Annotated in this window: 25 protein-coding genes; 13 read left to right on the forward strand and 12 right to left on the reverse strand. The window is 64.7% G+C overall.

Annotated elements, in window-relative coordinates; all coding sequences use genetic code 11:
- The first annotated feature begins 3 nt into the window (after positions 1 to 3).
- From AC1ROB_RS09735 to ptsN, 6 genes are all read left to right on the forward strand, one after another.
- Positions 4 to 615: an LptA/OstA family protein gene (locus tag AC1ROB_RS09735; protein WP_492971382.1), complete on the forward strand. Its 612-nt coding sequence runs from the start codon at positions 4 to 6 to the stop codon at positions 613 to 615.
- Complete coding sequence (gene lptB / locus AC1ROB_RS09740) at positions 612 to 1,400, forward strand: LPS export ABC transporter ATP-binding protein (protein WP_492971381.1); 789 nt, start codon at positions 612 to 614, stop codon at positions 1,398 to 1,400. The genes AC1ROB_RS09735 and lptB overlap by 4 nt, the downstream gene beginning before the upstream one ends.
- Positions 1,401 to 1,413: 13 nt before the next feature.
- Positions 1,414 to 2,967: an RNA polymerase factor sigma-54 gene (gene rpoN / locus AC1ROB_RS09745; protein WP_492971380.1), complete on the forward strand. Its 1,554-nt coding sequence runs from the start codon at positions 1,414 to 1,416 to the stop codon at positions 2,965 to 2,967.
- A 10-nt stretch (positions 2,968 to 2,977) separates the two neighbouring features.
- On the forward strand, positions 2,978 to 3,625 hold the full coding sequence (gene can / locus AC1ROB_RS09750; RefSeq protein WP_492971379.1) for a carbonate dehydratase: 648 nt from the start codon (positions 2,978 to 2,980) through the stop codon (positions 3,623 to 3,625).
- 197 nt (positions 3,626 to 3,822) lie between these two features.
- Positions 3,823 to 4,152, forward strand: coding sequence for a ribosome hibernation-promoting factor, HPF/YfiA family (gene hpf / locus AC1ROB_RS09755; RefSeq protein ID WP_492971378.1), 330 nt, complete (start codon positions 3,823 to 3,825; stop codon positions 4,150 to 4,152).
- A gap of 54 nt (positions 4,153 to 4,206) precedes the next feature.
- Positions 4,207 to 4,671 carry a PTS IIA-like nitrogen regulatory protein PtsN gene (ptsN, locus tag AC1ROB_RS09760; protein WP_492971377.1) on the forward strand — a complete coding sequence of 155 codons (465 nt, stop codon included), beginning with the start codon at positions 4,207 to 4,209 and terminating at the stop codon, positions 4,669 to 4,671.
- A gap of 47 nt (positions 4,672 to 4,718) precedes the next feature.
- On the opposite strand, the gene AC1ROB_RS09765 is transcribed toward ptsN, so the two are convergent.
- Together AC1ROB_RS09765 and AC1ROB_RS09770 are read right to left on the reverse strand one after the other, a co-directional pair.
- Positions 4,719 to 4,964, reverse strand: coding sequence for a DUF1150 family protein (locus AC1ROB_RS09765; RefSeq protein WP_492971376.1), 246 nt, complete (start codon positions 4,962 to 4,964; stop codon positions 4,719 to 4,721).
- Positions 4,965 to 4,987: 23 nt separating this feature from the next.
- Positions 4,988 to 5,452, reverse strand: a complete 465-nt coding sequence (locus AC1ROB_RS09770) for an Hsp20 family protein (protein WP_492971375.1) — start codon at positions 5,450 to 5,452, stop codon at positions 4,988 to 4,990.
- Between the two features lie 137 nt (positions 5,453 to 5,589).
- Between AC1ROB_RS09770 and AC1ROB_RS09775 the strand changes: the two genes are divergently transcribed.
- Positions 5,590 to 7,098, forward strand: a complete 1,509-nt coding sequence (locus AC1ROB_RS09775; RefSeq protein ID WP_492971374.1) for a 3-hydroxyacyl-CoA dehydrogenase — start codon at positions 5,590 to 5,592, stop codon at positions 7,096 to 7,098.
- A 3-nt stretch (positions 7,099 to 7,101) separates the two neighbouring features.
- Here AC1ROB_RS09775 and AC1ROB_RS09780 read toward each other — a convergent pair whose 3' ends face one another.
- The 4 genes from AC1ROB_RS09780 to AC1ROB_RS09795 form a co-directional block, all read right to left on the reverse strand.
- Entirely contained in the window at positions 7,102 to 8,943 is a 1,842-nt protein-coding gene (locus AC1ROB_RS09780) for an adenylate/guanylate cyclase domain-containing protein (protein WP_492971373.1), read from the reverse strand.
- Positions 8,944 to 9,014: 71 nt separating this feature from the next.
- The gene (locus tag AC1ROB_RS09785; RefSeq protein ID WP_492971372.1) at positions 9,015 to 9,575 is read right to left on the reverse strand and encodes a hypothetical protein; all 561 of its coding nucleotides are present in this window, start codon (positions 9,573 to 9,575) and stop codon (positions 9,015 to 9,017) included.
- A 148-nt stretch (positions 9,576 to 9,723) separates the two neighbouring features.
- A complete protein-coding gene (locus AC1ROB_RS09790) occupies positions 9,724 to 11,148 on the reverse strand; it encodes a sensor histidine kinase (RefSeq protein WP_492971371.1) in 1,425 nt (474 codons plus the stop codon).
- Between the two features lie 18 nt (positions 11,149 to 11,166).
- Positions 11,167 to 12,600 carry a dihydrolipoyl dehydrogenase family protein gene (locus AC1ROB_RS09795; RefSeq protein ID WP_492971370.1) on the reverse strand — a complete coding sequence of 478 codons (1,434 nt, stop codon included), beginning with the start codon at positions 12,598 to 12,600 and terminating at the stop codon, positions 11,167 to 11,169.
- Between the two features lie 179 nt (positions 12,601 to 12,779).
- Here AC1ROB_RS09795 and AC1ROB_RS09800 point away from each other — a divergent pair, with 179 nt between their 5' ends.
- On the forward strand, positions 12,780 to 15,209 hold the full coding sequence (locus tag AC1ROB_RS09800; RefSeq protein WP_492971369.1) for a DUF3772 domain-containing protein: 2,430 nt from the start codon (positions 12,780 to 12,782) through the stop codon (positions 15,207 to 15,209).
- Here the strand turns inward: AC1ROB_RS09800 and AC1ROB_RS09805 are convergent, their stop codons facing one another.
- Positions 15,210 to 15,941 carry a pirin family protein gene (locus AC1ROB_RS09805; protein ID WP_492971368.1) on the reverse strand — a complete coding sequence of 244 codons (732 nt, stop codon included), beginning with the start codon at positions 15,939 to 15,941 and terminating at the stop codon, positions 15,210 to 15,212.
- A gap of 55 nt (positions 15,942 to 15,996) precedes the next feature.
- Positions 15,997 to 16,596: an NAD(P)H:quinone oxidoreductase gene (gene wrbA / locus AC1ROB_RS09810; RefSeq protein ID WP_492971367.1), complete on the reverse strand. Its 600-nt coding sequence runs from the start codon at positions 16,594 to 16,596 to the stop codon at positions 15,997 to 15,999.
- Positions 16,597 to 16,710: 114 nt separating this feature from the next.
- Between wrbA and AC1ROB_RS09815 the strand changes: the two genes are divergently transcribed.
- Both AC1ROB_RS09815 and AC1ROB_RS09820 read left to right on the forward strand, forming a co-directional pair.
- Positions 16,711 to 17,655, forward strand: coding sequence for a LysR family transcriptional regulator (locus tag AC1ROB_RS09815; RefSeq protein ID WP_492971366.1), 945 nt, complete (start codon positions 16,711 to 16,713; stop codon positions 17,653 to 17,655).
- Between the two features lie 285 nt (positions 17,656 to 17,940).
- On the forward strand, positions 17,941 to 18,462 hold the full coding sequence (locus AC1ROB_RS09820; protein ID WP_492971365.1) for a GNAT family N-acetyltransferase: 522 nt from the start codon (positions 17,941 to 17,943) through the stop codon (positions 18,460 to 18,462).
- A 4-nt stretch (positions 18,463 to 18,466) separates the two neighbouring features.
- Here AC1ROB_RS09820 and AC1ROB_RS09825 read toward each other — a convergent pair whose 3' ends face one another.
- Genes AC1ROB_RS09825 through AC1ROB_RS09840 form a run of 4 tightly spaced genes read right to left on the reverse strand, consistent with a single transcriptional unit; the run spans position 18,467 to position 25,264 of the window.
- Entirely contained in the window at positions 18,467 to 20,569 is a 2,103-nt protein-coding gene (locus AC1ROB_RS09825) for a hypothetical protein (RefSeq protein ID WP_492971364.1), read from the reverse strand.
- Between the two features lie 10 nt (positions 20,570 to 20,579).
- The gene (locus AC1ROB_RS09830; RefSeq protein ID WP_492971363.1) at positions 20,580 to 23,345 is read right to left on the reverse strand and encodes a DUF4159 domain-containing protein; all 2,766 of its coding nucleotides are present in this window, start codon (positions 23,343 to 23,345) and stop codon (positions 20,580 to 20,582) included.
- 3 nt (positions 23,346 to 23,348) lie between these two features.
- Positions 23,349 to 24,269: a DUF58 domain-containing protein gene (locus AC1ROB_RS09835; RefSeq protein ID WP_492971362.1), complete on the reverse strand. Its 921-nt coding sequence runs from the start codon at positions 24,267 to 24,269 to the stop codon at positions 23,349 to 23,351.
- Entirely contained in the window at positions 24,266 to 25,264 is a 999-nt protein-coding gene (locus AC1ROB_RS09840; protein WP_492971361.1) for an AAA family ATPase, read from the reverse strand. The genes AC1ROB_RS09835 and AC1ROB_RS09840 overlap by 4 nt, the downstream gene beginning before the upstream one ends.
- Before the next feature lie 47 nt (positions 25,265 to 25,311).
- Between AC1ROB_RS09840 and AC1ROB_RS09845 the strand changes: the two genes are divergently transcribed.
- The 3 genes from AC1ROB_RS09845 to AC1ROB_RS09855 are packed head-to-tail and all read left to right on the forward strand — an operon-like array spanning position 25,312 to position 26,854.
- Positions 25,312 to 25,896, forward strand: coding sequence for a DUF1285 domain-containing protein (locus AC1ROB_RS09845; RefSeq protein WP_492971360.1), 585 nt, complete (start codon positions 25,312 to 25,314; stop codon positions 25,894 to 25,896).
- Positions 25,893 to 26,603, forward strand: coding sequence for a CoA pyrophosphatase (locus AC1ROB_RS09850; protein ID WP_492971359.1), 711 nt, complete (start codon positions 25,893 to 25,895; stop codon positions 26,601 to 26,603). The genes AC1ROB_RS09845 and AC1ROB_RS09850 overlap by 4 nt, the downstream gene beginning before the upstream one ends.
- Complete coding sequence (locus tag AC1ROB_RS09855; RefSeq protein ID WP_492971358.1) at positions 26,600 to 26,854, forward strand: DUF6111 family protein; 255 nt, start codon at positions 26,600 to 26,602, stop codon at positions 26,852 to 26,854. The genes AC1ROB_RS09850 and AC1ROB_RS09855 overlap by 4 nt, the downstream gene beginning before the upstream one ends.
- The last annotated feature ends 5 nt before the right edge of the window (positions 26,855 to 26,859 follow it).

Raw genomic sequence — 26,859 nt, forward strand, 5'->3', positions numbered from 1 at the left:
GCGATGCGGATATCTTCGACGCTGATCGTCATGGCCTGTGTGCTGGCTGGTGCCGCACCGGCACAGGCGCAGTTCGCTATGGGCGCCGCCAACAACAACCAGCCGATCAATATTGGCTCCGACACGCTGGAAGTGCAGCAAGACAAGCAGTTGGCGATTTTCCGCGGCAAGGTCGACGTGGTGCAGGGCGACAGCCGCCTGCGTTCGGACGAGCTGTTCGTGCATTATCGTAATCGTGACACTCAACCGGCCGCTGCGACGCCGGGACGGCCGGCCCAGCCGCAGAAGGCCGCCGGTCCCTCCATCGCCCCCGGCGGGCCGGATGCCAGTTCGATCACCAAGATCGAGGCCAAGGGCAATGTCTTTGTCTCGACGCCGAAAGAACGCGCCCAGGGTGAACTCGGTATCTACGATGTCGAGAAGAAGACCATCACGCTGACCGGCAATGTGCTGATGACCAGCGACCAGAACACCGTGCGCTGCGCGCGTGCTGTGATGTATCAGGACAGCGGCCGCAGCGTCTGCGACCCCATCCCCGGCGGGCGTGTGCAGGCCGTGATCATTCCGAACAATGCCGAGCCGCAGCCGGCGCCGACTCCCGGGCCGCGCCGATGAATATTGCGGGCCCAAAATCCGAAACGGCCAGTGACGGCCTGCGACTGGTGGCGGAAAACCCCAGTCCCGGCCTGGCCGCGCACCGTCTGGGCAAGAGCTTCAAGAAGCGCCCGGTGCTGCGTGATGTTTCGCTGTATGTACAGCGTGGCGAGGCCGTCGGCCTGCTCGGGCCGAACGGCGCCGGCAAGACCACCACCTTCTACATCATGACCGGCCTGATCGCGCCCGATCATGGCGCCATCACGCTGGATGGGCATGAGATCACCGGCCTGCCGATGTATCGCCGCGCCCGGCTCGGCATGGGCTATCTGCCGCAGGAAGCCTCGATTTTCCGCGGCCTGACGGTCGAGCAGAATATCCGCGCCGTGCTGGAACTGGTGGAACCGGAAACCGACCGCCGCGAGGCCATGCTGGAAGATCTGCTGGCCGAATTCTCGATCACCCATCTGCGGCGTACGCCGGCACTGGCGCTGTCGGGCGGCGAGCGCCGCCGTTGCGAAATCGCCCGCGCGCTCGCAACCCAGCCCTCTTTCATGCTGCTGGATGAACCGCTGGCCGGTATCGATCCGATTGCGGTGGGCGAAATCCGCGAACTGGTGTCGCATCTGAAGGATCGCGGCATCGGCGTGCTGATCACCGACCACAATGTGCGCGAGACCCTCGACATCATCGATCGTGCCTACATCCTGCATGATGGCAAGGTTCTGATGGAAGGCAGCCCGACCGAGATCGTAGCCGACGAAAACGTCCGCCGAGTCTATCTCGGCGAGCGGTTCAGCTGGTGACGGGCCCGTAAGCATGGCATTGGGGCCTCGTCTTGAGCTTAGGCAGGGTCAGGCCCTTGTTATGACGCCGCAGTTGCAGCAGGCGATCAAGCTGCTGCAACTGTCCAATCTGGAACTGATCGCCTATGTCGAGCAGGAACTGGAGCGCAATCCGCTGCTCGAGCGCATTGATGGCGAGGGGCCGGGCGAAGATACCCGCGATGCCTTCGAGGTTAGTGACGGTGAAACCGCGCCGGAGCGGCTGGATCTGAATTCCGATGGCATCTCGGATCGGGCGCGTGAGTCGCTCGATGTCGATGCCGATGGGGACAACACCTTCAACAACGACAGCGGCTACGATGCGGCTGGCCCCGAGCAGGGTCTGAGCAGCAACCATATCAGCGGGCGCGGGGGCGACTCCCGGTTCGAGGACGAAGGCGGCGGTCTGGAGCAGACGCTGACCGAGGCGCAGAATCTGCGCGAGCATGTGCAGGAGCAATGGCTGCTGATGCCGGCTAATGCGACCGACCGTCTGATCGGCCAGACCCTGATCGATGCGCTGGACGATGCTGGCTACCTGGCCGAGCCGCTGGAAGAGATCGCCGACCGGCTGGGGATCGAGGCCGATGAAGTTGAAGCGGTGCTGCTGGACCTGCAGACCATCGAGCCGGCCGGCCTGTTCGCCCGATCGCTGAAGGAATGCCTGGCCTTGCAGCTGCGCGAGCGCGATCGCCTCGATCCGGCGATGCAGGCCATGCTCGACAATCTGGAACTGCTGGCCAAACGCGACCTCGCCGGTCTGATGCGCATCTGCGGCGTCGACCAGGAAGATATCGCCGACATGGTGCAGGAAATCCGCGCCCTGAATCCCAAGCCCGGCCTGCTGTTCGGTGGCGAACCGGTGCAGACGCTGGTGCCCGATGTCTATGTGCGGCGCGGCAACGACGGCGCCTGGCTGGTCGAGCTGAACAGCGACACCCTGCCGCGCGTGCTGGTCAACAGCCGCTACTACGCCCGCGTCGCCAAGGCGGAGAAGGCGGTTGACCGCAACAATGGTCAGCTCAAACAGACCAAGACCTATATGTCGGACTGCCTGAATTCGGCGAACTGGTTGGTCAAGTCTCTGGACCAGCGCGCCCAGACCATCCTGAAGGTGGCAAGCGAGATCGTGCGCCAGCAGGATGCGTTCCTGCGCCATGGTGTCTCGCATCTCAAGCCGCTGAACCTGCGCGCGGTGGCGGAAGCCATCGAAATGCACGAAAGCACGGTCAGTCGCGTGACCTCGAACAAGACGATGGCGACGCCGCGCGGCATTTTCGAGATGAAGTATTTCTTCACAGCCAGCATTGCAGCCACCGATGGCGGCGAAGCTTTCTCGGCGGAATCGATCCGCCATCGCATCAAGATCCTGATCGACGGCGAGCCGACCGAGGATGTGCTCTCGGACGACAAGATCGTCGAGATGCTGGCCGGCAAGGGTGTCGACATTGCCCGCCGCACCGTGGCGAAATATCGCGAGGCTATGAATATTCCGTCTTCGGTCGAGCGCCGGCGCCTTAAGAAGGCCGGCCTGCTGAAGGTAGGGTGAAGGATCACCGATGGCCGATATTGCACCGCTTTTTGAAAGCAACCGCGCTTGGGCGATGTCGAAGCTGCGCGCCGATCCCGGTTTTTTCGGCCGGCTGGCGCATCAGCAGAACCCGTCTTACCTGTGGATCGGTTGCGCCGACAGCCGCGTGCCGGCCAACGAAATCGTCGGCCTCGATCCGGGCGAACTCTTCGTGCACCGCAATGTCGCCAATCTGGTGCATCCGGCCGACATGAACTGCCTGGCCGTGCTGCAATACGCCACCGAATTCCTGAAGGTGAAGCATGTGATCGTCACCGGCCATTATGGCTGCGGTGGTGTGCGTGCGGCGATGCAGCCCCAACAGCTCGGCCTGATCGATCATTGGCTGCGACCGATCCGCGATGTGTTCGACAAGAACAAGGACGATCTTGTCGCCATTGTTGACGAGTACAAGCGCGTCAACGCGCTCTGCGAACTGAACGTACGCGAACAGGTTTTCAATCTGGCCAAGACCACCATCGTGCAGAACGCCTGGCATCGCGGTCAGGATCTCAGCCTGCATGGCTGGGTTTATGGTATTTCCAATGGCTTGATACGCGATCTTGGCGTTACCATATCGAGTCCTGAGGGCTTGGCCGAAATATTCCGGACTGCGCCGGAATCGGACAGACCCTAAAGCGGGTCCAAACCGCTTCTGCTCGCCGATATCCACAGCCACGAATGCCTGTGGGTATTAACAATATCAACAGGTTAGGGAGGGTGGATGCGGTTGACAGGGGTAGTGGCCTTGTCTATGGTCCGCGCCGCATGACGGGCGCGTGCCGCCGTACTACAATCATGCTCTGACCGATTGAACTCGGGTTTCAACGCATCATGAAAATCCTGACGTCCGGACAGCAACTCGACCTTGGCGAATCCCTGCGGGAATACGTCGAGGAAAATCTGACCAACGCTGTGTCCAAGTATATGGACAATGCCATTAAGGCCGAGGTTGTCTTCAAGCGCGATGGCTCGATGTATCATTGCCATTGCGCGGTGCATGTCGGTTCGGGCATTGCCATGCAGGCAGAGGCCGAGGGTACGGAAATCTATCTCAGCTTCGACCAGGCTCTGGAGAAGCTGGCAAAGCAGGTTCGGCGCGACAAGCGCAAGCGACGCAACCACCATCCGCGTCAACAGCCTGTTGCCGGAGACATTGCCTGAGCCGCGTGGGCGGCAGGGCATGACACGGCATCAGAGGCAGAGGCATCTCTCCCCATGGAAATCTTTCAGCTTTTGAGTCCTGACGGCGTCGTCGCCAATCTCAAAGCCAACAGTAAGAAACAGTCTCTGCAGGAGCTGGCAGCGCGTGCTGCGCGGATCACCGGTCAACATGAGCGGGCGATTTTCGACACGCTGCTGGAGCGCGAACGGCTGGGCACCACCGGCGTGGGCAATGGCATTGCCATTCCTCATGGCCGCCTGGCCGGTCTGGACAAGCTCTACGGGCTGTTCGCCCGCGTGGAGCGGCCGATCGACTTCGACTCGATCGACGAGATGCCCGTCGATCTGATTTTTCTGCTGCTGGCGCCGGAAGCGGCCGGCGCCGATCATCTGAAAGCCCTGGCGCGTGTATCGCGCCTTCTGCGTGACAAGGGCGTTTGCGAGAAGCTGCGTGGTGCCGAAAGCGCCGACGCGATTTACGCGCTGCTCACCGACAGCCCGACCAGCCACGCCGCCTGAGGCAAAGATACCCAGGCGGCGCGGCCAATCATCGGGCCATGCCGCAGTCAGTGCACACTGACGGCCAGCAGTTCGTTCTGCAGGGCGGCGGCAAATGCCAGGTCGCGATCCGGCGCCCAGCCCAGCTGGTTGCCGTTGGCGGCATAGACGCCCCACACCAGACCCTCCTCGGTTTGCACCGGCCTGACATAGGCCAGGTCCGGCGCGCCGAGATTGGCGAAGGTTTCGGGCGTCATGGCATCCTGCATGCGCCGGTTATTGACGTAGGTGTCGTGATCGTTCGGGGTGGCCATGTTTTTCTCCTTCCGGCGACGGTTCAGGCGCCGCGGGGCTTACCGGTGACGCCGACTGCATCGGATCGTCCGCCGTCAGTTGTAGTAATAGCGATATTGCGGACCTGTGGTTCCGGCCGGGGGCGGCGCAGCAGGATATGCAGCAGGCCATTGCTCAGTTCGGCCCCGGTCACTTCGATGCCATCGGCGAGGACGAAGCTGCGCTGGAACTGTCGCGCGGCAATGCCGCGATGCAGATAAATGCGCTCTTTTTCGTCCACCTGCTTGCCGCGAATGACAAGCTGGTTGTCTTCCAGCGTGATCGACAGATCGCCGGCAGCAAAGCCGGCAACCGCCAGCGTGATACGCAGGCCGTCTTCGGCAATCTGTTCGATATTATAGGGGGGATAGCCCTCGGAGCCTGCCTTGGTGGCACGCTCGATCATCCGCTCCACATGGTCGAAACCGAGCAGCAGCGGACTGGAGAACAGGGAAACGCGTGTGGTCATAGTTGCGGACTCCTTACATCTTAAGCGAGGTCCGTCGGAGCCCTCACAGGCACTCCAACGAAAGAAGATGTGGGGTGGCCCGGCTTGCGGATCAAGTGCCTTGTGGGCAGGATGTGACCGGAAATCCGGAGGTAATTGTGGCCGAATCTAGGCAGAAAATCGGAACCCTGGGCGTTGTTGGCGCCGGCGCGATGGGCCGCGGCATTGCCCAGGTGGGCATGACCGGCGGCATGACCGTGCTGCTGTTCGATGCCGCGCCCGGCGCCGCCGCCAAGGCGCGCGACGCCGTGCTGCTGCAGCTCGATCAGATGGTGGTGAAGGGCCGCATGGAGGCTGCCGCCGCCGAAGCCGCCAAGCAGCGCCTCAGTGTGGTGGAGGATGTGGCGGCTTTCGCGCCTGCCGATCTGGTGGTGGAAGCCATTGTCGAGAATCTGGCCATCAAGCAGGAGGTTTTCCGTCAGCTGGAAGCCGTGGTGCGGCCCGACTGTCTGCTGGCTTCCAACACCTCATCGCTGCGCATCGCCTCTATTGCTGCCGCCTGCCAGCATCGCGACCGGATTGCCGGCCTGCATTTCTTCAATCCCGTACCGCTGATGAAGCTGGTGGAAGTGATCCGGGCGCCGGGCAGCAGCGACAGCACTATTGCCGCTCTGGTCGAGGCTGGCGAGCGTATGGGCCGTGTGCCGGTGGTGGTGCAGGACAGCCCCGGCTTCCTGGTCAATCTGGGCGGCCGCGCCTACACGCAGGAAGCCTTGCGCATCGTGTCGGAAGGCGTTGCGACACCGGCCCAGGTCGATGCCGTGATGCGCGACAACTGGGGCTTCAAGATGGGGCCCTTCGAGCTGATGGACCTGACCGGCATCGACGTGAATTTCCCAGTCAGCCAGATCATTCACGAAGGCTATTTCTATGATCGCCGGCTGGCGACCTCGCCGCTGCATCAGCTCCTGCGGGAGAGTGGTCAGCTCGGCCGCAAGACCAAACAGGGTTTCTTTGCCTATGACGCCGATGGCAAGGCGATGCCGGATTCCCCCGATGCGCCTGCCAGCGCGCCCCCGATTACCCGGGTGGCGCTGGCGGAAGACGATGAGGCACTGGGCGAACTGCTGCGCAGTTTCGGCTTCGAGGTCAGCGGGTTTGATGACGGCGACAGTCCGATTCTCTGTGCGCCGCTGGGCGAGGATTGTTCGGGCTATGCGGCCCGTCGCGGCTTCGACCATCGTCGGCTGTTCGCCCTCGATATTGCCGGCAAGCTGGACAAGCGGCTGACCCTGATGCGCGCGCCGGGCGCGCGCCGCGACCTGCTGGATGGCCTGGTGGCCAAGCTGCATGCCGCGGGCCGCGCCGTAACCACGATCCATGACAGCCCCGGTTTCATCGGCCAGCGTATCGCTGCCATGGTGGCCAACCTGGGATGCGAGATGGCGCAGATCCGGATCGCCAAACCGGCCGATATCGACAAGGCGATGACCATGGGGCTGAACTATCCGTTCGGTCCGCTGGCGCTGGCCGATGCCATGGGGCTTGAAACGGTGCACACTATCCTGACCCAGCTGCAGGCGATCACCGGCGACGACCGTTATCGCCCCAGCCTGTGGCTGCGTCGCCGCGCGCTGCTCGGCCTGTCGGCCCTGACAGATGACTGAGGCTTAGGCCAGAACACGCACGAAGGGCACCGGATTGTCGAAGCCCTTCAGGGCGGCGCTTTCATGCTGCAGACGGCGATCTGCCAGCAGCGGCGCCACGGCCGGATCGGCAGCCAGCGGCGCGGACAGGATGACTTCGCCACCGCGGCTGCGGCCCTGCAGGCGGGCGGCCATGTTCACCGTGCTGCCGAAATAATCCAGCCGGTCGTTCAGATTGACGGCAATACAGCGGCCGCCATGCAGGCCCATCTTCAGTACGATGGCGGCATCGATGCTCTCGCCCTCGCGCAGAGTCTCCGCGCGGTATTCTTCATTGAAGGCGCCGATGCGATCGCGAATTTCAAGGCCGGCCTGCACGGCCTGTTCCGGCGTGGCGAAAGCCGCCATCACGGCATCGCCGATGGTTTTAATCAAGGCGCCATCGTGTTCACGGATGGTAGCGGCCAGGAAGCCGAAATGCCGCCGGACTAGGCGATAAGCCGCTGCATCGCCCAGCCGTTCGTACAGCGCGGTCGATCCCTCTAGGTCGGTAAACAGCAAGGTAATGCTGTCGATGCCGACATCCTCACCCGGCCGCAGCACCTGCATCGGCATCAGGTCCCGGAAGGCCTGCAGGGTGGTGACTTCATGAGCCGTCAGCGCGTCGCTGCGCCAGCCGCGATCCTCGACCACGAAGGTCAGTGAGCGCGAACTGGCGTTGCGGAAGGCGATGACGCCGATGGCCGGGCCGGGTTGTGCTTCGATGGCGAAGTCCGGTGCCTCGCGATCAACCGCAACCGCCATGGGGAAAATCCCGCTCTCATGGCGGATCACGCATTCGCCGCCCGGCTCCAGCGCACGGAGCCGGTATTCGCCTGCCGGCAGGATGCCGCCGATCTGGCGCGTCTCGCCCGGCTGCAGAATCTGCTGCACCAGGATATGGCGCGAGACATGGGGGCCACCCATGCAGAACTCGCCTTCACCGATGCTGCGGATGACCGGAGCGGGCCGGAAACTGATTTCCACGTTCTGGGTGAAGTTGCCGTCATAGGCGATGTTGCAGGACGGGCAATGGGCGGCCTTGGGCAACTGGTCGAGACTGGCGGCAGAGGCTTTGGCGCCGCCGCAGCGCGGACAGAGCAGGTTCCACGAAAGATTCAGCAGGCCCAGTCGCGTGGCTTCGAGGCAGAGTTCGGTGACCGGGCGTACCGGCTGCTGCCAGTCACGCGCCAGTTTGCGCGGGCGGATGCGCACGAGGTCGACTTCCTGTGCGGTGGCTACATGATCGGCCAGACGCTGAGCCATGTCGTGATGATAGGGGCTGGCCGCCAGTTGCCGGGTCAGGGCCTGCAGACGGGCCTGCTGTTCAGGCGCCGGCGGCGGTGGGGTGTATTCGAAGGGCTGTACCGCCATGCCGGTGCTGTAGGCAGCGGCCTGGCGGACCATTGTTTCCAGTCCACCGCCGATACGGTCGAGCAGACCGGTAGCGAACAGCAGCCTGCCGACAATCCCGCGCGGTGCACCGCGCAGCTGATAGGTCAGCCGGCTGCCGCCGTGCGGGCCGGGCTCCAGCCGGAAGTCGAGGCCGAGATGGGAAAGCGGGCCGCGCCGGAACACCCGCATCTGGCAGAAAGCGCGGTTGACCATCCATTCATAGGGCGGGTCGTCCCATTCGACGGCAACACCCTTGTAGCTGGCGCTGGCGCGGCGGGTCACCGAGCCATCGGCTTGCGGGATTTCCTCGACCGCATAACGCGGCGTGCCGGCAGCTTCGTTGAAGCGGGCCGTGTCGGAAAGATAGGGCCAGAGGGCATCGGGTGGGACCGGCAGGTCCCAGATCCATTCACGGCTGTGATCGCGCGACATGGCCAGAACCTAGCACGCCACGCCGACAGACAAGAGGGTCGGCCCGAATGGCCACAGCCCTCACTGTCTTGTTACATGGTTTTCGCCGGTTTCATTTCGGTGGGTCCGGCCGCAGGGCGGTCGGCCGGTTGGGCCTGAGTCTCGGTCGCCGGAGCCGTCATGATGACGGCAGGGCCGGGCTGATCGGCAGGCAGAACGATGGTCGTGGGTTCAGCCCCGATCGGCGCGGTGGCCACCTGCGGCGGATGGGGGCGGCGGCCCGGCGGCAGCATCGGCATCGGCGGATCGGCCAGTACGCGCGGCGGGCCCGGCAGCTGACGGCCTTCGAGAGAATAGGGATCGGGTTCGGCATAGCAGTCGACTCCGGCCAGGGTCTTGAAGCAGAACACTTCCTGCCGGTCGGTCGGCTTGTAGTTGCTGACGCAATAGGTCCCGTCGCTGATCAGGTTCAGCGGATTGCAGGTCACTTCGAGGCGTCGCTCGATCTTGGTCTTGATGATTTCGTAGCCCAGACCCAGCGCCGTCGCCTGCGCCGTCGGCGTGAGATGCTTGCGCTCGTCCGAGCAGCCGGCCAGCAGGCCGATCAGCAAGACCGGTAGAAGAAGGGTTCGGATCGTCAGCATCGCACGCATGGGCTTCTCTCCTGCGCAGCGCCATCTGGCCTGCCCGGCCGTTCTGGCCGTGCGTGCATTATCGTCTTCAATCCTTTGAAGATACAGTTAAGTGATATGGTTAAAACCGGTTAGCCATACCCAACATCTTGCCGGGTGTTTTTGCCGGTTATCCAGCCGGATTCGGCAGGCGAATCCGGAAGGTCGTCCCGAGAGGTCCGGTGCGTGCCAGTTCAAGATCGCCGCCATGGGCGCGGCTGAGTTCACGGGCAATCGCCAGTCCCAGGCCGGTGCCGCCGCTGCGACCGCCGCGGAAAGGCTCGAACAGATGGTCCTGTGCCGCCATGCTCAGGCCGCCGCCGCTATCGGCGATCTCGATGACAACTTCGGTGCCGCTGACGGCAGCGGCAATACGGATGTCGCCGCCATCGGGCATTGCCTGCGCGGCATTGCGCGTCAGGTTGTTCAGGATGCGGTGCATATGATCGGGGTCGGCCAGGACCAGCAGGTCGGCAGGCACGGCGTTGTGCCAGCGCACCTCGCCGCAATCGGCCAGACCAAGCGTGGCCGCCAGCTCTTCGACCATGTCGCGCAGGGCAATGCGCTGCAGCTCGGGAGCGCGCTCTTCGGCCTTGCCATAGCGCAGGGTCTGGGCGCAGAGCGCAATGGCACGGTCGATCGATCCCACCAGTCGCGGCGCCACCTGGCGCACAGTCGGATCGGCGGAGGATTCCAGGCGATCCGATACCAGTTGTGCAGCCGCCAGCATGTTGCGGAGATCGTGGCTGATCTTGCTGACCGCGATGCCGAGCTGGGCCAGGCGGATGCGTTGGGTCAGCGCCTGGCGCAGGTCCTGCTGCATCGCACGTAATTCGCGCTCGGCCAGGCCAAGCTCGTCACGGCGCTGCGAGGGACGGATGATCTGGCGCGCGTCTTCCGGTGCGGCGCGGAAACCGACGATGCTGTCGATCAGACGCCGGATCGGCCGCACCAGCAGCCATTGCAGGCTGATATAGACCAGGACGCCGGTGAAGACCGAAATGACCAGCGAGACCCAGAAGACCCGCCAGGAGAAGTCACGCAGCGCCTCGGCCAGTGGCTCGGTGGACAGCACCACCTCGATACGGGTCTGCGGATCGCGCGGCGAGGGACCGAGTACACGCAGATAAGGATCGGCCCGACCGACCAGGGTCATGCCGGCATCCATGATAGCTTCCCACCATTGCCAGTTGACCAGATCCATCGGGCGGCCGAGCATCGGCAGATCCTGGCGGTCGCTGAGGATCAGGGCGTTGGACTCCTTGCGCCGCATCGCCACCAGCTTGCCGCCGACATTGCGCAGCAGCTCGGCTTCCAGTTCCGCGCTGACCATGCCATCGGGCGCTGCCAGAAGGGCGAGTGCGGCCTGATCCGCCAGTTCGATACGGGCTTCCAGAAAGCTGATGCGGAATCGGGCCATCGCCGGCAGGTAGATCAGGACTTCCAGGATCATGGTGAAGACGATGGTGAGCAGCAGCAGGCGGCCGGACAGGCTCGCGGCACTGATCTGGCGCGCCGGCGGCGTCGTCTGCCTGGCTTCTGCTTCCCCGTCCATGATGGTTATTATAGTCCGTTAGTCGAAGCGGGCGAGAAACTGCACGATCCGGCGCGTCATCGGGCTCAGCAGTCTGGGCCGGTAGAAATCGCCGGCTGCCCGCTTGCCGGCTTCGCCACGGGTCGGATGCGGCACCGCCATCGCCTGCAGGGCATCCAGGCTCATGCCTTTGCCAAGGGCCAGCAGCCAGGGCTGAATCAGGTCTGCGGCCTGTGGTCCGGCAATGGCAGCACCCAGAATACGGCCGCCGGCTGCGCTGGCGATCACCTTGACCAGACCATCGCCACGGCCTTCGGCCTGGGCGCGGTCATTGGTGGCGAACGGACTCCGCAGGATATGGATGCGGCCATGACGGGCGCGGGCCTCGGCTTCCGAGAGGCCGACGCTGGCCAGTTCCGGATCGCCATAGACCACTTGAGGAATCGCCGCCGCCGCACTGCTGACGGGCAGGCGGAACAGGATGTTTTTCAGCACCACGGTAGCCTGATGCTGGGCGGCAGCGGTGCCGCCCGGTCGACCGGCAGCATCGCCGACAGCCCAGATGCGTCGGTTGGCGGTGCGCAGGCGCGCATTGGTAACAACGCCGCGCGTATCCGCTGTGACGCCGGCAGCGGTGAGATCGAGATCCTCCACGGCGGCTGTGCGTCCCGCCGTCAGCAGCAGATGCGAACCGGCGATGCGCGTGCTGCTGCCATCGGCATGACGCAGCGTCAGGACGATACCGGAGACAGTGTTCTCCGCCAGGGTCACTTCCGTCTGTTCATGCAGAATGACGCCATCATCGCGCAGGGCGTCCACCAGCAGGCTGCTCAGCTCCGGATCGCAGTCGTTCAGGCAACGCAGGCGTTCGATCAGGGTGACGCGTGTGCCCAGGCGGCGGAAGGCCTGCGCCATTTCGACACCACTGGAACCGCCGCCGAGGATCAGCAGATGCAGCGGCCGCTCGCTCAGCGCGCTGAACACGGTGTTTGTCGTGAGATAGGGAATGGTGACCAGGCCTTCGATGGGCGGAACGATGGGTTGCGCGCCGGTGGCGATCACCACATGGCGCGGCCGGATGATCCGGTCGCCGACACGGAGGCGATCGGGCGCCGTGAAGCGGGCCTCGCCCTGTAACACGATGGCGCCAAAGGCCGAGAGCCGCTCAGTCGAATCATTGGGCGCACTGGCCGTGACCGTGGCCTGCACGCGGCGCATCGCAGCGGCGAAATCGATCTCGGGTTCGTCCTGGCGGATGCCGAAGGCAGCGGCGCTGCGCCAGGCCACGGCATGGCGTCCGGCTGCGGCCAGTGCAGCCATCGGCAGGTCGCCGCTATTCAGGCGATTGCCGCCCATGCGACCGCGTTCGATCAGGATCGTGCGCGCCCCCAGAACGGCGGCGCCGGTGGCCACGGCTGTGCCGCCGGCACCGGCGCCAATCACGGCGATATCGCAATCCATCTGTTCGCTCATGAGACCAGCAAAGACAGCAGTCCCCCCGAAGTCAAGCTATCCTCCCCGAACCGGTGCGAATGCCCAGTTTTTGCCCCAATCCGGCGGCAAAGAGGGTAAATTGGCACAAGGCGGGCCGTGCCCGTCCTGACAGAACCATGGTCCTGCATCCGGACCGCAAACCAGATCGATTTCTCCTGATGCTCACAGCCATGCTCGCCTCACCCTTGCGGATTATTGTTCTCCTGCTGGCCCTGCTCATTGCGCCGCTGGGCATTGCGTCGGCTGGCGGTCAGACGCCTGCGCCCACGACCACAGACCGACCGGCGCCGACAGACTGGCCGGCTGTGCTGGGTGGTGTGGAACGGACGCTGCGCGATCCGCGCTTGAATGACGATGACTTTGCCGCCATGCGGAGTGGTCTGGATCGCCTGCGTGTGACGGCGACGCAGGAACGCGACCTGTCAAAGCAGGCGGTGACGGCCAACCAGACCCAGCTCGATGCGCTCGGGCCGCCGCCGGCGACCGGCCAGCCGCGTGAATCGCAGGCGGTTGTCGATTCGCGCCGACAGTTGAACGCACGGCTGCAGGCCAGCCAGGACAGCGTCAAGCAGACCGACCTGGCCTTGGCCCGCATTGTCGCCCTGCAGGACGAAGTGGCCGACCAGGCACGCCGGCAGTTTACCCGTCAGCTGATCTATCGCGGTCCGTCGCCATTCAATCCGGCGTTCTGGCGCGAAGGTTTTGCCGAAGTGCAGGCGGTTTCCGCCCAGGTGCTGGCGGCACCCGAACAATGGTGGGCGGGCAGTGACCAGCGCCGGCCGGTTTCCACCACACTGCTGCAGATGGTGCTTGTCGTGCTGGTGGCCGCTGTGCTGCTGATCCCGGTGCAGCGTTGGCTGCGCCGTCAGTATGGCGCCCATGCCGATGCCGAGGATCCCTCGCAGGTGAGGCGAACCATCGCGGCCTTCACCGAACTTGTCGGCCGCACCGCCATGCCGCTGGCAATGCTGTGGGTCGCCTATGGCGTCCTTGCCGGCAATGCTTGGGTGACCGGTCTGCTGGGCGACATCATCTACGCCTTGATGCTGGCTTTCAGTATCGCTCTGCTTGCCTATGGTCTGGCGCAGGCCGCGCTGGCACCACGACAGCCCGCCTGGGCTCTGATCCCGCTGGCGAAGGAAGGGCGGGAAAGCCTGCTGCGTCGTACGCTTGGTTTCGCCGTTGGCATCGTGCTTCTGGCCCTGCTGGTGGCCCCCTCGCGCGTGCCGGACTTTGGCACGGCAGGTCGCGATCTGGTGATCGCGGCCGTGGCGCTGTTCCTGGTGCTGGCCAATCTCGGATTTGCCGATCCGCGCCTGTGGCGTGGCCTGCCCGATGAATGGCGTCCGCTGCGCTTGCTGGCCGGCCTGAATTTCGGCCTCAACCTCGTGTCCTTCGCCGCCATCCTGCTCGGGTTCTACAGCTTTGCCGCTTTCCTCTCTTATGGTCTGCTCGGCTCGGCATTGACCCTGGCAGCCTATGTCCTGGTCCGTAATGCCATCCGGGACGGGCTCGCCAACCTGGCCGAGAATCCGGAGAGCCGGTTCCGCGCCTGGCGTCAGGGCCTGGGGCTCAGCGGCCCGCTGAGCACCACCACGCGCCTGATGCTGGGCCTGCTGGCCGATATCGTGCTGTTCCTGCTGTTGCTGATTTTCCTGGCGCTAGCCTGGGGCATGAACCGCGCCACCCTGATCAGCTATACCCTTGAGCTGTTCTATGGCGTCAGCATCGGACCGGTCACCATATCGCTGGGCAACATCCTGGCGGCCCTGGTGATCCTGGTCATCGGCATTGGCGTAACGCGTCTGCTGAGCGGCGGGCTGAATGCACGACTGGAGCAGCAGAGCGGCATCGATCCCGGTGTGCGCAATTCCATGGTCACCGGTCTGACCTATGTCGGGTATCTTCTGGCCATCGTCGCCGGTGTGGGGGCTGTCGGTCTCGATCTTTCAAATCTTGCCATCATCGCCGGTGCGCTGTCTGTCGGTATCGGTTTCGGCCTGCAGAATATCGTCAACAATTTTGTCTCTGGCCTGATCCTGCTGATCGAGCGGCCGGTCAAGGTTGGCGACTGGGTGGTGGTCGGCGGCAAGGAAGGCTATGTCCGCCGCATCAACGTGCGTTCCACGGAAATCGAAACCTTTCCGCGCGCCTCGGTGATCATTCCGAATTCAGAGCTGATTTCCAGTCCAGTGATGAACTGGACGCATCGCAACCGCCTTGGCCGGGTCGATATAAACATCAACCTGTCTTATGCCGTGGATGTGGAAAAAGCGCGCGATGTGCTGCTCGATTGCCTGAAGAACCATGACGAGGTCCTCAGCATGCCGGCGCCACAGGTGATCTTCCGCGACTTTGCCGCCGGCACACTGCTGTTTGCCTTGCGGGGGCATATTGCCGATGTGGAACGGCGGCAGCTGATTGAAAGCGATTTGCGCTTTTCAATCCATAAATGCCTGAAGGAATCCGGCATCGGCCTGCCTTATGGCGGCCCGAATACGCTGCATCTGGCGGATATAGAGCGCATAGAAAAAGCCCTGGGCGGCTTGCGCCGTCCAGGGCCTGATGATGATCGTAAGCCGGACTAGTCAGTTCGGCTGCTGCTGCGGGCGCGGCAGATCGAACAGCAGGATCTCGGCGCCATCGGCGGCCTTGATCTCCAGCGGGCCATCGCCAGCCAGAGCCGCGCCGCCGCGGGTCTCGATCACGGTGCCATTCACGTCCACGCTGCCGTCGGCCACGACCAGATAGCCCATGCGATCGGCTTTCTGCTCATAGGTCGCAACGGCGCCCTTTTCGATCAGGGCGCCATAGAGCGTGGCATCCTGGTGGATCAGCAGCGTGCCGGTATTGGCCGAGAGCACCGCCTCTTCGCCAGATGCCAGCGGCACCAGACGGTTGGCGCGGTCGCTCTTGGGGAACTGGGCCTGATCCCAGCGCGGCTTCAGCTTGGCCTGACGCGGTTCGATCCAGATCTGGAACAGATGCGTCATCTCGTCTTCGGCATTGTATTCCGAATGCATGATGCCGGTGCCTGCAGACATCACCTGAACGTCGCCGGCCGGGGTGCGGCCTTTGTTGCCCAGACTGTCTTCATGGCTGATCGCACCCTTGGTGACATAGGTGATGATCTCCATGTCGCGATGGCCATGCATCGGGAAGCCCGATTGCGCGGCGATCTCGTCATCGTTCCAGACGCGTAGCGGCCCGAAGCCATAGCCCATCGGCGCGGCAACGCCCGAGAAGTTGAAGTGAAACCGGCTGTTCAGCCAGTCGATATTCATGCGACCGAGTTTGTCGAAGGGAACAACATGGATCATGGGGTCCTCCATCGGCGACGGCCGATCATATCAGCCGTCGCCGGAGTCTGTAGAGTTAAGCCTTCAGCTTTGCGGCGATGCCCGCCACATGCTTGCCCTGGAAACGGGCGGTCTTGAGTTCGGTCTCGCTCGGCTGGCGGCTACCATCCGGGCCAGCGATGGTGCCGGCGCCAAGCGGCGAACCGCCCTTGACCGCGCTGATATCCATCGTTTCCGGGATCGCGTAGGGCAGGCCGACGATCACCAGGCCATGATGCAGCAGGGTGGTATGGAAGCTACTGACCGTGGTTTCGTTGCCGCCACCGGTACCGGTGGAGACGAAGACGCTGCCGACCTTGCCGACCAGCGCGCCCTTGACCCACAGACCACCGGTCTGGTCGAGGAAGCTGCGCATCTGGCTGGTCATGTTGCCGAAGCGGGTGCCGGTGCCGAAGATGATGGCGTCATAGTCGGCCAGTTCGGCCGGATCGGCGATCGGGGCGGCCTGGTCCCACTTGCCGCCAGCCTTCTTGAAGGCCTCTTCCGGCATGGTCTCGGGCACGCGCTTGATCGTCACCTGGGTGCCGGGGACTTCCTTGGCGCCGGCGGCAACGGCCTCGGCCATCTTCTCAACATGGCCGTACATCGAATGATAAAGCACGAGAACCTTGGTCATTGTCGCCTCCTGGCGGTCTGGGGTGGTGTTTGGTTCGAGAGCCAAAGTAGGCTTTTCTCATATTGAAACAATAACTCGTTTGGAATATGATTGTTTCTATAAGGAAACAGTCGTATGGACCATCTGGCCGATCTCGCCGTTTTTGCCCGGGTTGTGGAGTTGGAGAGCTTCAGCGCTGCCGCCGAGGCGCTGAAGCTCTCCAAATCCGCTGTTTCCAAACAGATCTCGCGGCTGGAACAGCGTCTGGGTGCGCAGTTGCTGCAGCGGACCACGCGCCGGCTGTCGCTGACCGAAACCGGACGCATCGTGCTGGAGCATGCCCAGCGCGTAATACAGGAAGCGGAAGCGGCCGAAACCGCCGTACAGAATCTGCAGGCCCTGCCGCGTGGCCTGTTGCGGGTCAACCTGCCGATGAGTTTTGGCCTCGGTTATGTGGCGCCGCTGCTGCCCGAACTGCTGGCGCTGTGCCCCGAGCTGAAGGTGGATCTGACCTTCAACGACCGCACGGTCGACCTGCTGGAAGAAGAGGTGGATGTCGCCATCCGCATCGGCAAGCTGGCCGATTCGACCCTGAATGCCCGGCGTCTGGCGCCGGTACGGCCGATCACCTGCGTCTCCGAATCTTATCTGCGCAAGGCTGGCGTGCCGCTGAAGCCTGATGACCTGCGCCAGCATGAATGCCTGCTATACAAATACCTGCCCGAGCCGGACACTTGGCATTACGAAGGGCCCGGCGGCCCCTATGCGGTGAAGGTTTCCGGCCGGTTGACGACCAATAACGGCGACTCGCTACGCGATGCCGCCATGGCCGGCCATGGCATCGCCCGTCTGCCCAGTTTCATCGTCGGTCCGGACATCGCTGCCGGTCGGCTGGTGCCGCTGCTGGAGGCCTATGAGCCGGCGCCGCTGCATATCCATGCCGTCTATCCGGCGCAGCGCTACCTGACGCCGAAAGTGCGGGCCTTCATTGATTTTTACGCTGCCAAGTTCGGACCGGAGCCGCCCTGGGAGTGTGTTCTGGCGGACACAGGCCGGCATGGGAATATGAAATCCGCGTGAAACCGGGTTTACGCCCCCGGCCGGCTATGCTAATCGACGTTTCGCGACAAACAGGATTTTGTGTCATGACCCGCCAGTGGCGACATCGACGAGCCCGTATTGGCGCACCGCAAATGCGAAAGCGGTGCGTTACGGCTGGTCGTGCCCACTGAAGCCAGGTCATCGTCGCTATCTGATTCCCGACAGACATTTGCTTCCGACATGAGCACGAACCGGCCAACCGGACGGAAGGCTAAGGCCGACCGACCGCCTCTGGTCTCCGATTTCGTTGCTGGAAGCAAACTCATGTATCCCATTCTGCCGGAGCGGCCCGCTGACGCCGCCCAGATCGACGCCCTGCTCGACCTCACTTTCGGTTCGGAGCGCACGCGCAAGACCGTCTACCGGCTGCGCGAGGGCGTAACTCATATGAAGCCGCTGGCTTTCGTCGTGCGCGACGAAGACGGCAAGGTACTGGGCTCGATCCGCTACTGGCCGGTGGCCATCGGCGACGCGGCCACACCGGCCGTTATGCTCGGCCCCGTCGCTGTGCATCCTGATTGCCAGGGGCAGGGCATCGGCCGGGCGCTGATCCGTCACAGCCTCTACACCGCCACGCGGCTGGGCCATGCCCTGTGCATTCTGGTCGGCGATAAGCCCTACTACGAGCCCTTTGGTTTCACCGGCGCCGCCGAGCGCGGACTGGAGATGCCAGGCTGGGTCGAACGCGAGCGGTTCCAGGTGATGGAGCTGGCGGCCGGAGCGCTGAACGGCGTGAACGGTCTGGTGGGCAAGCCGCCGCGCGGCCGCCGCAAGGTCGCAGCGTGAGCCGCTAGCGGCTTTCGCGCCGCCACATCAGCAGCAGGGCCAGCAGCATCGCGGTCAGTACACCGAGCGGCAGCGCCAGCGGCGTCAGCGTCAGGCCGGTGACGGTATAGTCGTTCTGGCGATACAGCCCGATCCAGTTGCGGCCGCCCTGTTCGCGAGCAACGATGCGGCTCGGCTTCTCGACCATACGCACCTCGGGCAGCCCGTCGCGCAACCAGCGCACGCTGCCCTGGCTTGCATCGGCCAGCGGCTTGAGCAGCGCAGGGGTCGCGCGGGCATCGGCGAATTCACGCGGATTGATGGCGCCCACAGTGGCCACGGTTTCCTTGTCGCCGTCCTTCACGCGGTAGATGCCTGGCATCTCGACCGGGAGAACGCCGCCGGCGATACCGTTGCCGCGCTCCTGCAGGCTGATCCTGGCTTCGGATCCGTCGGGCCTTGTGATCGTCACCGGCTCGCGGCTTTCGGTCAGACTGCGTCGCTCGATTTCCAGACGACCGCCCTTGGCCTCGGCGCGCAACGCCTCTTCCTCCAGATCGGGTTCCTTCATCAGCCAGTGCGACAGCCGGCGCAGCAGTTCCGCCTGCGGGCCGCCGCCTTCGTAACCGCGCGACCACAGCCAGATATGGTCAGAGTAGAATTGCGCGATGCGGCCCTTGCCGATGCGGTCGAGCATCAGCAGCGGCTCGCGGTTCGGCGTTTCCATCACGCTGTAGCCGCGTGTGACGTCGACACTGATGACGCGGAACCAGCGGCTCCACGACGGTGCGCCACTTTCACCGACCGAACCGGGCAGGCCGGCCGTCACCGGATGGCGCTTGCCGATAGCGCTCAGCTGCGGCGTGAAGGGCTCGGTGCGCACGGTGCCGGTCGGCCGGCCGGGGAAGCTATCGGCCAGCGGCGTGCGGTAGATGCTGAGCGGCGTGGCATAGGCTGGACCGGAGACCTCGAGGAAGGCGCCGCCGCGTTCGACATACTTGGCGATATTCTCGTAATACGCGGTCGGCAGGATGCCGCGCCGCCGGTAGCGGTCGAAGATGATCAGGTCGAACTCATTGAGCTTGATCTCGAACAGCTCGCGGATCGGGAAGGCGATCAGCGATAGCTCGCGGATCGGCGTGCCGTCCTGCTTGTCCGGCGGCCGGAGAATGGTGAAATGCACCAGATCGACATTGGGGTCGGCTTTCAGCAGGTTGCGCCAGACGCGCTCGCCGGCATGGGCCTCGCCGGTGACCAGCATGACGCGCAGGCGGTCGCGCACACCGTTGACCGACAGCGCCGCGCGGTTGTTCAGCGGCGTCAGCTCGTTCGGGATCGGGGCGACTTCAAATTCCAGCAGGCTGCGCCCGGCGCGCGGCAGCTTGAACGGCACGGTCACATCGCGGCCGACCGGCACCGACAGGGTCTGTTCACCGGCATCCTGCTGGCGGAAACGCAGTTGCGCCATTTCATTCGGCGCCGCGCCGGTATCATCAATGCGCAGCGTGACATTGAGGTCCTGGTTGACCATGCCGAAGGTCGGCGCATTGCGCACCACCAGGCGGCGGTCGCGTTCGTTGGGCTGACCGGTCAGCAGCACATGTACCGGCGCGCCGGTGACGTCCTGGGCGGCCGCCACATCGCCCGGCAGATCATGCACCTGGCCATCGGTGATCAGGATGCTGCCGGCCAGACGGTGTCGCGGCAGGTCGCTGAGTGCCAGGGTGAGGGCTGAGAACAGGCGGGTGCCTTCATCGCGGTCGGCGGTCTCGGCTGCGGCTTTGCCGCCGCGCACCACGCGCACTTCCAGGTTCTCGACCGCGCCAAGTTTCTCGCGCAGCACGGCTTCGGCTTCCTCCGCCTGCTTCTGGCGGTCGCCAATGCCCTGGCTGGGGCTTTCGTCCACCACCACCACGGCGATATCGGGCAGGGTGCTGCGCTCTTCCTTGCGCGCCACCGGATTGGCCAGTGTGCCGATGGCCAGCACGGCGACCAGGGCGCGCAGCAGCGTGCCGCGGGCGCGGCGCCACAGGCCGAGGACGGTCAGCAACAGCGCTGCGACAATGCAGGCCAGCAGCAGCGGCCAGGGAACCAGCGGGGCGAATTCGAAGGTCAATGCACTGTTCATGCTGCTCTACTCAGTTGCCCAGACGCTCGAGCAGCGCCGGCACATGCACCTGATCGGCCTTGTAGTTGCCGGTGAGAGTGTAGATCAGCAGGTTCACGCCGAAGCGATACGAATATTCGCGCTGGCGCGGAATGTTGGGCACGGTGACGGCCAGCGGCCGGCCGTTGGTGTCCATCGCCCAGGCGGCGGCAAAATCATGGCTGCCGATGACGATAGAGGTGACGCCGTCCTTGTCGCCGCCGGGATTGCGCTCCACCCAGAGCGTGCCGCCGCTGTAGCGGCCGGGGAAATCCTGCAGCAGGTAGAATGCCTTGGTCAGTACGTGATCGTCGGGCACCGGCATCAGCGGCGGGATATCGAGGCGCGCGAGCAGCTGGCGCAGCTTTTCGGTATTCGGGCTGGCTGCCGTGCCGCTCAGGCCCATGGCCTGGTCGCGGGTATCGAACAGGATCATGCCGCCGGTCTTCATGTAGTGGTCGAGTCGGCGCAGCGCTGCATCGGAGAGCTGCGGGTGCTGCGGCGTCACCGGCCAGTAGAGGAAGGGCACCAGCGAGATGTCGTCGGCCTCCAGATTGACGCCGATCGGCTCGCCCGCCTCGATAGAGGTGCGGCGGAACAGGGTCTCGGTAAGGCCATAGAGGCCGGAGCGGCTCATCTGGTCGATATCGGCCTGGCCGGTCACCACATAGGCAAGCCGCAGGTCGAGCGAGGCCTTGAGGGCGAATTCGTCATTGGCCGAGAGAGTGCTGCGGCGCGGCTGCGCATCGGCACTAGTGGCAGCAGCAGCCAGGAGGGCGACGGCAAGCATGGCCGCCGCGGGGCGGCGCAGGCGCGGCAGCAGGCCGCGCAGGCCCAGACCGATCAGCCAGTCGGCCAGGAAGAGCAGCAGGGCGGCGCCCAGCAGCCAGGGCAGCAGGTGAATCTCGCGCGCGGTGTTGTCGAGATTGATCAGACTGACCTCGGACGGCCAGCGGTCGATGCGGCGTAAAGCCGTATCGGCATTGGCGGCGTTCAGCGCCTGCCGGCTGTCGAGGCGACCATACCAGCCCGGCGGATGGCGCGGACCGGGTTTGGCGGTCGCGAGACCGCGCGCGGGCAACGGTTGCACGGCCGGGCCCGGCTCGACCGTGCGGCCGAAGCCATCCAGCACGCTGAGCGGCGGCAACGGCACATCGGCGGCTTCGCCGGTGACGGCCACGCCCTGCGACAGGTCGATCACCTTGCGCAGCATGTCGACATAGAAGCCGCTAAGCGCCAGATCGGACCACAGCGTATTGGCACTGGTATGCACCAGGATCATCCAGCCCTTGCCGCGCTGGATGGCGGTGACCAGCGGCGTGCCGTCTTCCAGGCGCAGCCAGGTCTTGTCGCCCAGCTGCGGCTCGGGTTCGGCCAGCACCTGGCGGCTGACGGTGACTTCGTTACTGCCGCTGAGGCCGTAGAAGGGGCTGCTTTCCGGCGTGTTGCCCAGTCGCTGCGGCTGCGACCAGGAGAGCGCTCCGCCCAGCTGTCGCGAACCCTGACGCAGTTTCACCGGCAGCAGGCTGTCATTGGCTTCGGCCATGCGCGGGCCGGCAAAGCGCAGCAACACACCGCCCTTGTCGATCCAGTCGTCGAGCTGACGGCCTTCGCTCGCCACCACCTGGGCGACATCGGCCAACACGATCATGGCGATTTCACGCTGCAGCAGTTCGGCAATGGTGGCAATGCGCAGCTCGGCATACGGGGTGAGCGCGCGTTCGAGATAGAACAGATCGCCCAGCAGCGGCTGGCGGGTTTCGACTGCGCCACCGGACACCAGACCGACGGGGCGGCGGCGCCAGCGGTCATCCAGCAGCTGCACGCTGCCGGCACTGGGCTGCTGCTCGATTTCCAGGCGCGCCAGCTGGTTGCGCAGCTCGGTCGGCAGGTCGAGTTTCAGCGTCGCCGTATCGGCACGGCTGGCAAAGCTGATGGTCTCGCGCGACAGCACACGGCCCTGATCGGTGACGGCCCGCAGCGTGACACCGAGTTCGGCCGTGGCGCCGCCCGGCCGGCGGAGGGTGACCGTGTCGCCCTGGGTACTGGTTGTGGGTGGCAGCAGCGCCAGCGGACCGTCATCCGACGCTGTCGTTATTACGCTGAGCGGCCCCAGACGGCGCAGCCATTCGGCCAGCGTATAGGCCGCTTCGCCGTTTTCATCGTCGCGCAGGCCATCGGCGAGCCAGACGACGTCGGCAGAGTCGGGCAGGCGGGACTGCTGCAGCGTCTGCACGAGCGCGGCGCGGTCGCTCGGCCAGGCTTTCGGCTGCAGCGCTGCCAGCACGGGCTTCAGTTCGGCCGCGGGTACCAGTTGTCCGGGCTGCAGGGGTTCGCCATTGACCGGTGCGGCGGTGGTAATCAGCAGGGCGGGGCGGCCGTCGCGTTCGGCGGCATCCAGGATATCGCTGGCGCGGGCCAGCTTTTCACGCCAGCGCGGTGCCGCCGTCCAGCCATCATCGATCACCAGAACCAGGGCATTGCCGTCGCGCTGTGCCACCTGCGGATTCAGGATCGGTTCAGCGAGGGCCAGGATCGCCAGGGCAGCGATCAGCAGCCGCAGGATCAGCAGCCATAGCGGTGTATGTGCAGGGGTCTCTTCCTTGGGCCGCAGCAACAGCAGCAGGCGCAACGGCGGGAAGGTGACCAGCTTGGGCTGCGGCGGGGTGATGCGCAGCAGCCACCACAGCACGGGCAGGCCGACAAGGGCGGCGAGGGCCCAGGGGGTGGCGAAGGCAAGGGCGCCGAGCGAGAACATGGTTCAGCGTCCCATCGCCAGAGCGCGTTCGCCCTGCAGGGCCTGATAGAGCGACAGCAGCGCGGTCTGGGCCGGACGGTCGGTGCGATGCTTGATATGGCGCCAGCCGAGCCGGCGGCAGATCTCGGCCAGCTCCTGCTGATGCGCGGCAAAGGTGGCGCGCCAGTCCTGGGTCATGGTTTCGGCGCGCGGCACCAGCAGCGGGTTTTCGCCTTCCAGTCCCAGGAAGCGGGTGCGACCGCGATAGGGGAAATCTTCTTCCGCCGGATCGACAATGCGCAGCACGGTGCCCTTCACGCCCATATCGGCCAAGCCGCGCAGGCGACTGGCGATCTCGGCAACCGGATACAGGAAGTCACCAAGCAGCACCACATGGGCATAGCGTGGCAACGGCTGGGTCGGCGGCAGGCTGGCCTCGGCGGTCTCGAACCGCGAACGGATCAGGCGCTCGGCGATGCGCTCCAGCACCAGGCGCCCGGATGAAGGGCGTTGCGGATGGCCGAGCAGGGCGATGCGTTCGCCACCACGCAGGAGCAGGTGGGCAAGGGCAAGCAGCAACAGGTCGCCACGTTCGTCTTTCTGTTCCTGCCCCTGCGGCGATTTCCAGCGCATGGAGGGCGAAGGATCGCGCCACAGCCAGACGCTTTCGGCGGCTTCCCATTCATTTTCGCGGATAAAGGCGGTCTGGCGCTTGGCGGTCTGGCGCCAGTCGATGCGGGTCAGGGCATCGCCAGGACTGTAGCGGCGGAATTGCCAGAAGGCATCGCCGGGTCCGACGCGGCGGCGGCCATGGACGCCCTGCTCGACCGTGGCGGCGACGCGTTCCGCCGCAACCAGCAGCGGCGGCAGGAATGCGGCAAAGTGTTCGGCGCGCTGGCGCCGGGCATTGGCTGTTGTTAACCCGGCCGCCGCCGCTTCACTCATCGCAACGGTGCGGTCAGGCGGTTGATGACATCGGTGACGGTGACGCCTTCGGCGCGGGCGGCAAAGGTGAGCGCCATGCGATGGCGCAAGACCGGAGCGGCCAGCGCCAGCACATCCTCGATGGATGGAGCGAGGCGGCCCTGCAGCAGGGCGCGGGCGCGCACCGCCAGCATCAGTGCCTGGCTGGCGCGCGGGCCGGGGCCCCAGGCGATCTGCTCGCGCAGGCCGTCGATGGTGGTTTCCTCCGGGCGGCCGTTGCGGACCAGGTTGAGAATGGCTTCCACCACGCTCTCACCCACCGGGATGCGGCGCACCAGGCGCTGGGCAGCCATCAGGTCGGCGGCATTCAGCACGGTCGGGATAGGGTCTTCGGCGGCGCCGGTGGTGGCGAACAGCATGCGCCGCTCGGCCTCGCGGTCGGGATAGCGCACATCGATCTGCAGCAGGAAGCGGTCGAGCTGGGCTTCGGGCAACGGATAGGTGCCTTCCTGCTCCAGGGGATTCTGCGTTGCCAGCACATGGAAGGGTGCCGGCAGTTCATGGCGCTGACCGGCCACCGAAACCTGGCGTTCCTGCATGGCCTGCAGCAGGGCTGACTGGGTGCGCGGGCTGGCGCGGTTGATTTCGTCTGCCATCAGCAACTGGCAGAAGACCGGGCCGGGAATGAAACGGAACGAGCGGCGGCCCGTTTCACTTTCTTCCAGCACTTCCGAACCGACGATATCGGCCGGCATCAGATCGGGTGTGAACTGCACGCGGCGGGCATCCAGGCCCAGAACCTTGGCCAGGGTTTCCACCAGCTTGGTCTTGGCGAGGCCGGGCACGCCAACCAGCAGGGCATGGCCTCCGGCTAGCAAAGTGATGAGGGTTTCCTCCACCACATCGCCCTGTCCGAAGATGACCCGGCCGACGGCGTCGCGGGCTGTTCCAAGCCTGCCTCCGATCCGTTCGATCTCGGGGACGATATGTTCGGCCGTATCGCTCAAATTGTGCATGGGAATGAGTATATAGTAGAAGCGAAACGAAAGCCCAGATGTCTCATATGTCCGCCGCCACCACCAAGGTACCTACTCTCCAGGATGTGATCGCCCGGTTCGGGGGTGAGGACGGTTTGCGTAAAAAACCGCCAGTGCACCTTTGGAATCCGCCATTTTGCGGTCAGATTGACATGCGGATCGCGCGGGACGGGAGCTGGCACTATATGGGCACCCCGATTCCGCGTCCCGCCATGGTCAAGCTGTTTGCCAGCATCCTGCGCCGGGAGCCCGATGACAGCTTCGTTCTGGTGACCCCGGCCGAGAAATGTCAGATCCGAGTCGACGATGCACCCTTCCTCGCGGTTGAGTTAACCGTCGCCGGGGCGGGCGAGGATCGCCTGGTCGCTTTCCGGACCAATGTCGACGATGTGGTGCCGCTGGATGCCACGCATCCATTGCATATCGAGATCAACCCGCAGAGCGGCGAGCCATCTCCTTATATCCTTGTGCGGGACCGGCTTGAGGCCCTGATCGCCCGGCCGGTTTACTATCAACTGGTCGAGATGGCGGAAGAGCGCATGCTGGATGGCCGGGCCGTGCTGGGCCTGCAGAGTGCGGGACAGTTTTTCGTCATGGGAGACGCGGCATGAATTCCGCCGCACCGCTGATCATCGACAGCACGCCTGCTGTCGAACGCCTGCGCAGCAAGCTGCAGCCGGTGCCGGCCTTCGACGCGATTCCGCGCGACTATCATGCGGCCGGCAAAGGCGACTTCCAGCTCAATCCCGGCTTTCAGCCGGCGCGCAAAGGCCCGCTGATGCCGGCTGCCGTGCTGGTGCCGCTGGTCGCCTATGATGACAGCGAGCGGGTCATCCTGACCAAGCGCACCGCGCATCTTTCCAACCATGCCGGCCAGGTGAGCTTTCCCGGCGGCCGCGTCGACCAGGAAGATCCCGATGTGATTGCCACGGCGCTGCGTGAGACCGAGGAGGAGATCGGACTGGATCGCGGCCATGTCACCATTCTGGGTGCACTGGACCCCTATGTGACGGGCACTGGCTTCGTGGTGGTGCCGGTGGTCGGCCTGGTGCGACCGGGTTTTGCGTTGACGCTGGCCCGTGACGAGGTGGCCGAGGTCTTCGAGGTGCCGCTGGCCTTCCTCATGGACCAGCGCAACCACCAGCGCCATAAAGGCGTATTCAACGGCGTGGAACGCCACTGGTGGGCCATGCCCTATGGCGACTATTACATCTGGGGCGCCACCGCCGGCATGTTGCGTAATCTGCATGACCTGCTGCATGGCGACGCCCAGACCGCCGATATACAGGCCGATATACAGACTGGGGGCGGGCTGTGAGCCGCATTATCGTCCACATCCTGCCGCTGCTGCTGCCGTTCCTTCTCTACGGCGTCTACATCTGGCATGTGAAGCGCAGCGGCAAGGATGGCCCCGAGGTCACGCCCTGGTACTGGCTCGCCGCTATCGGCCTGCTGCTCATGATCCTCAGCTTCGTGATCTGGGGCGCCTTCTTCGACGAAGAGCTGGGCTCTTATGCGCCGGCCCGCTTCGAGGATGGCCGGGTGGTGCCCGGCCGCATCGGTCAGTAAGCCGC

The sequence above is a fragment of the Ferrovibrio sp. GW821-FHT12F09 genome (assembly GCF_058806775.1).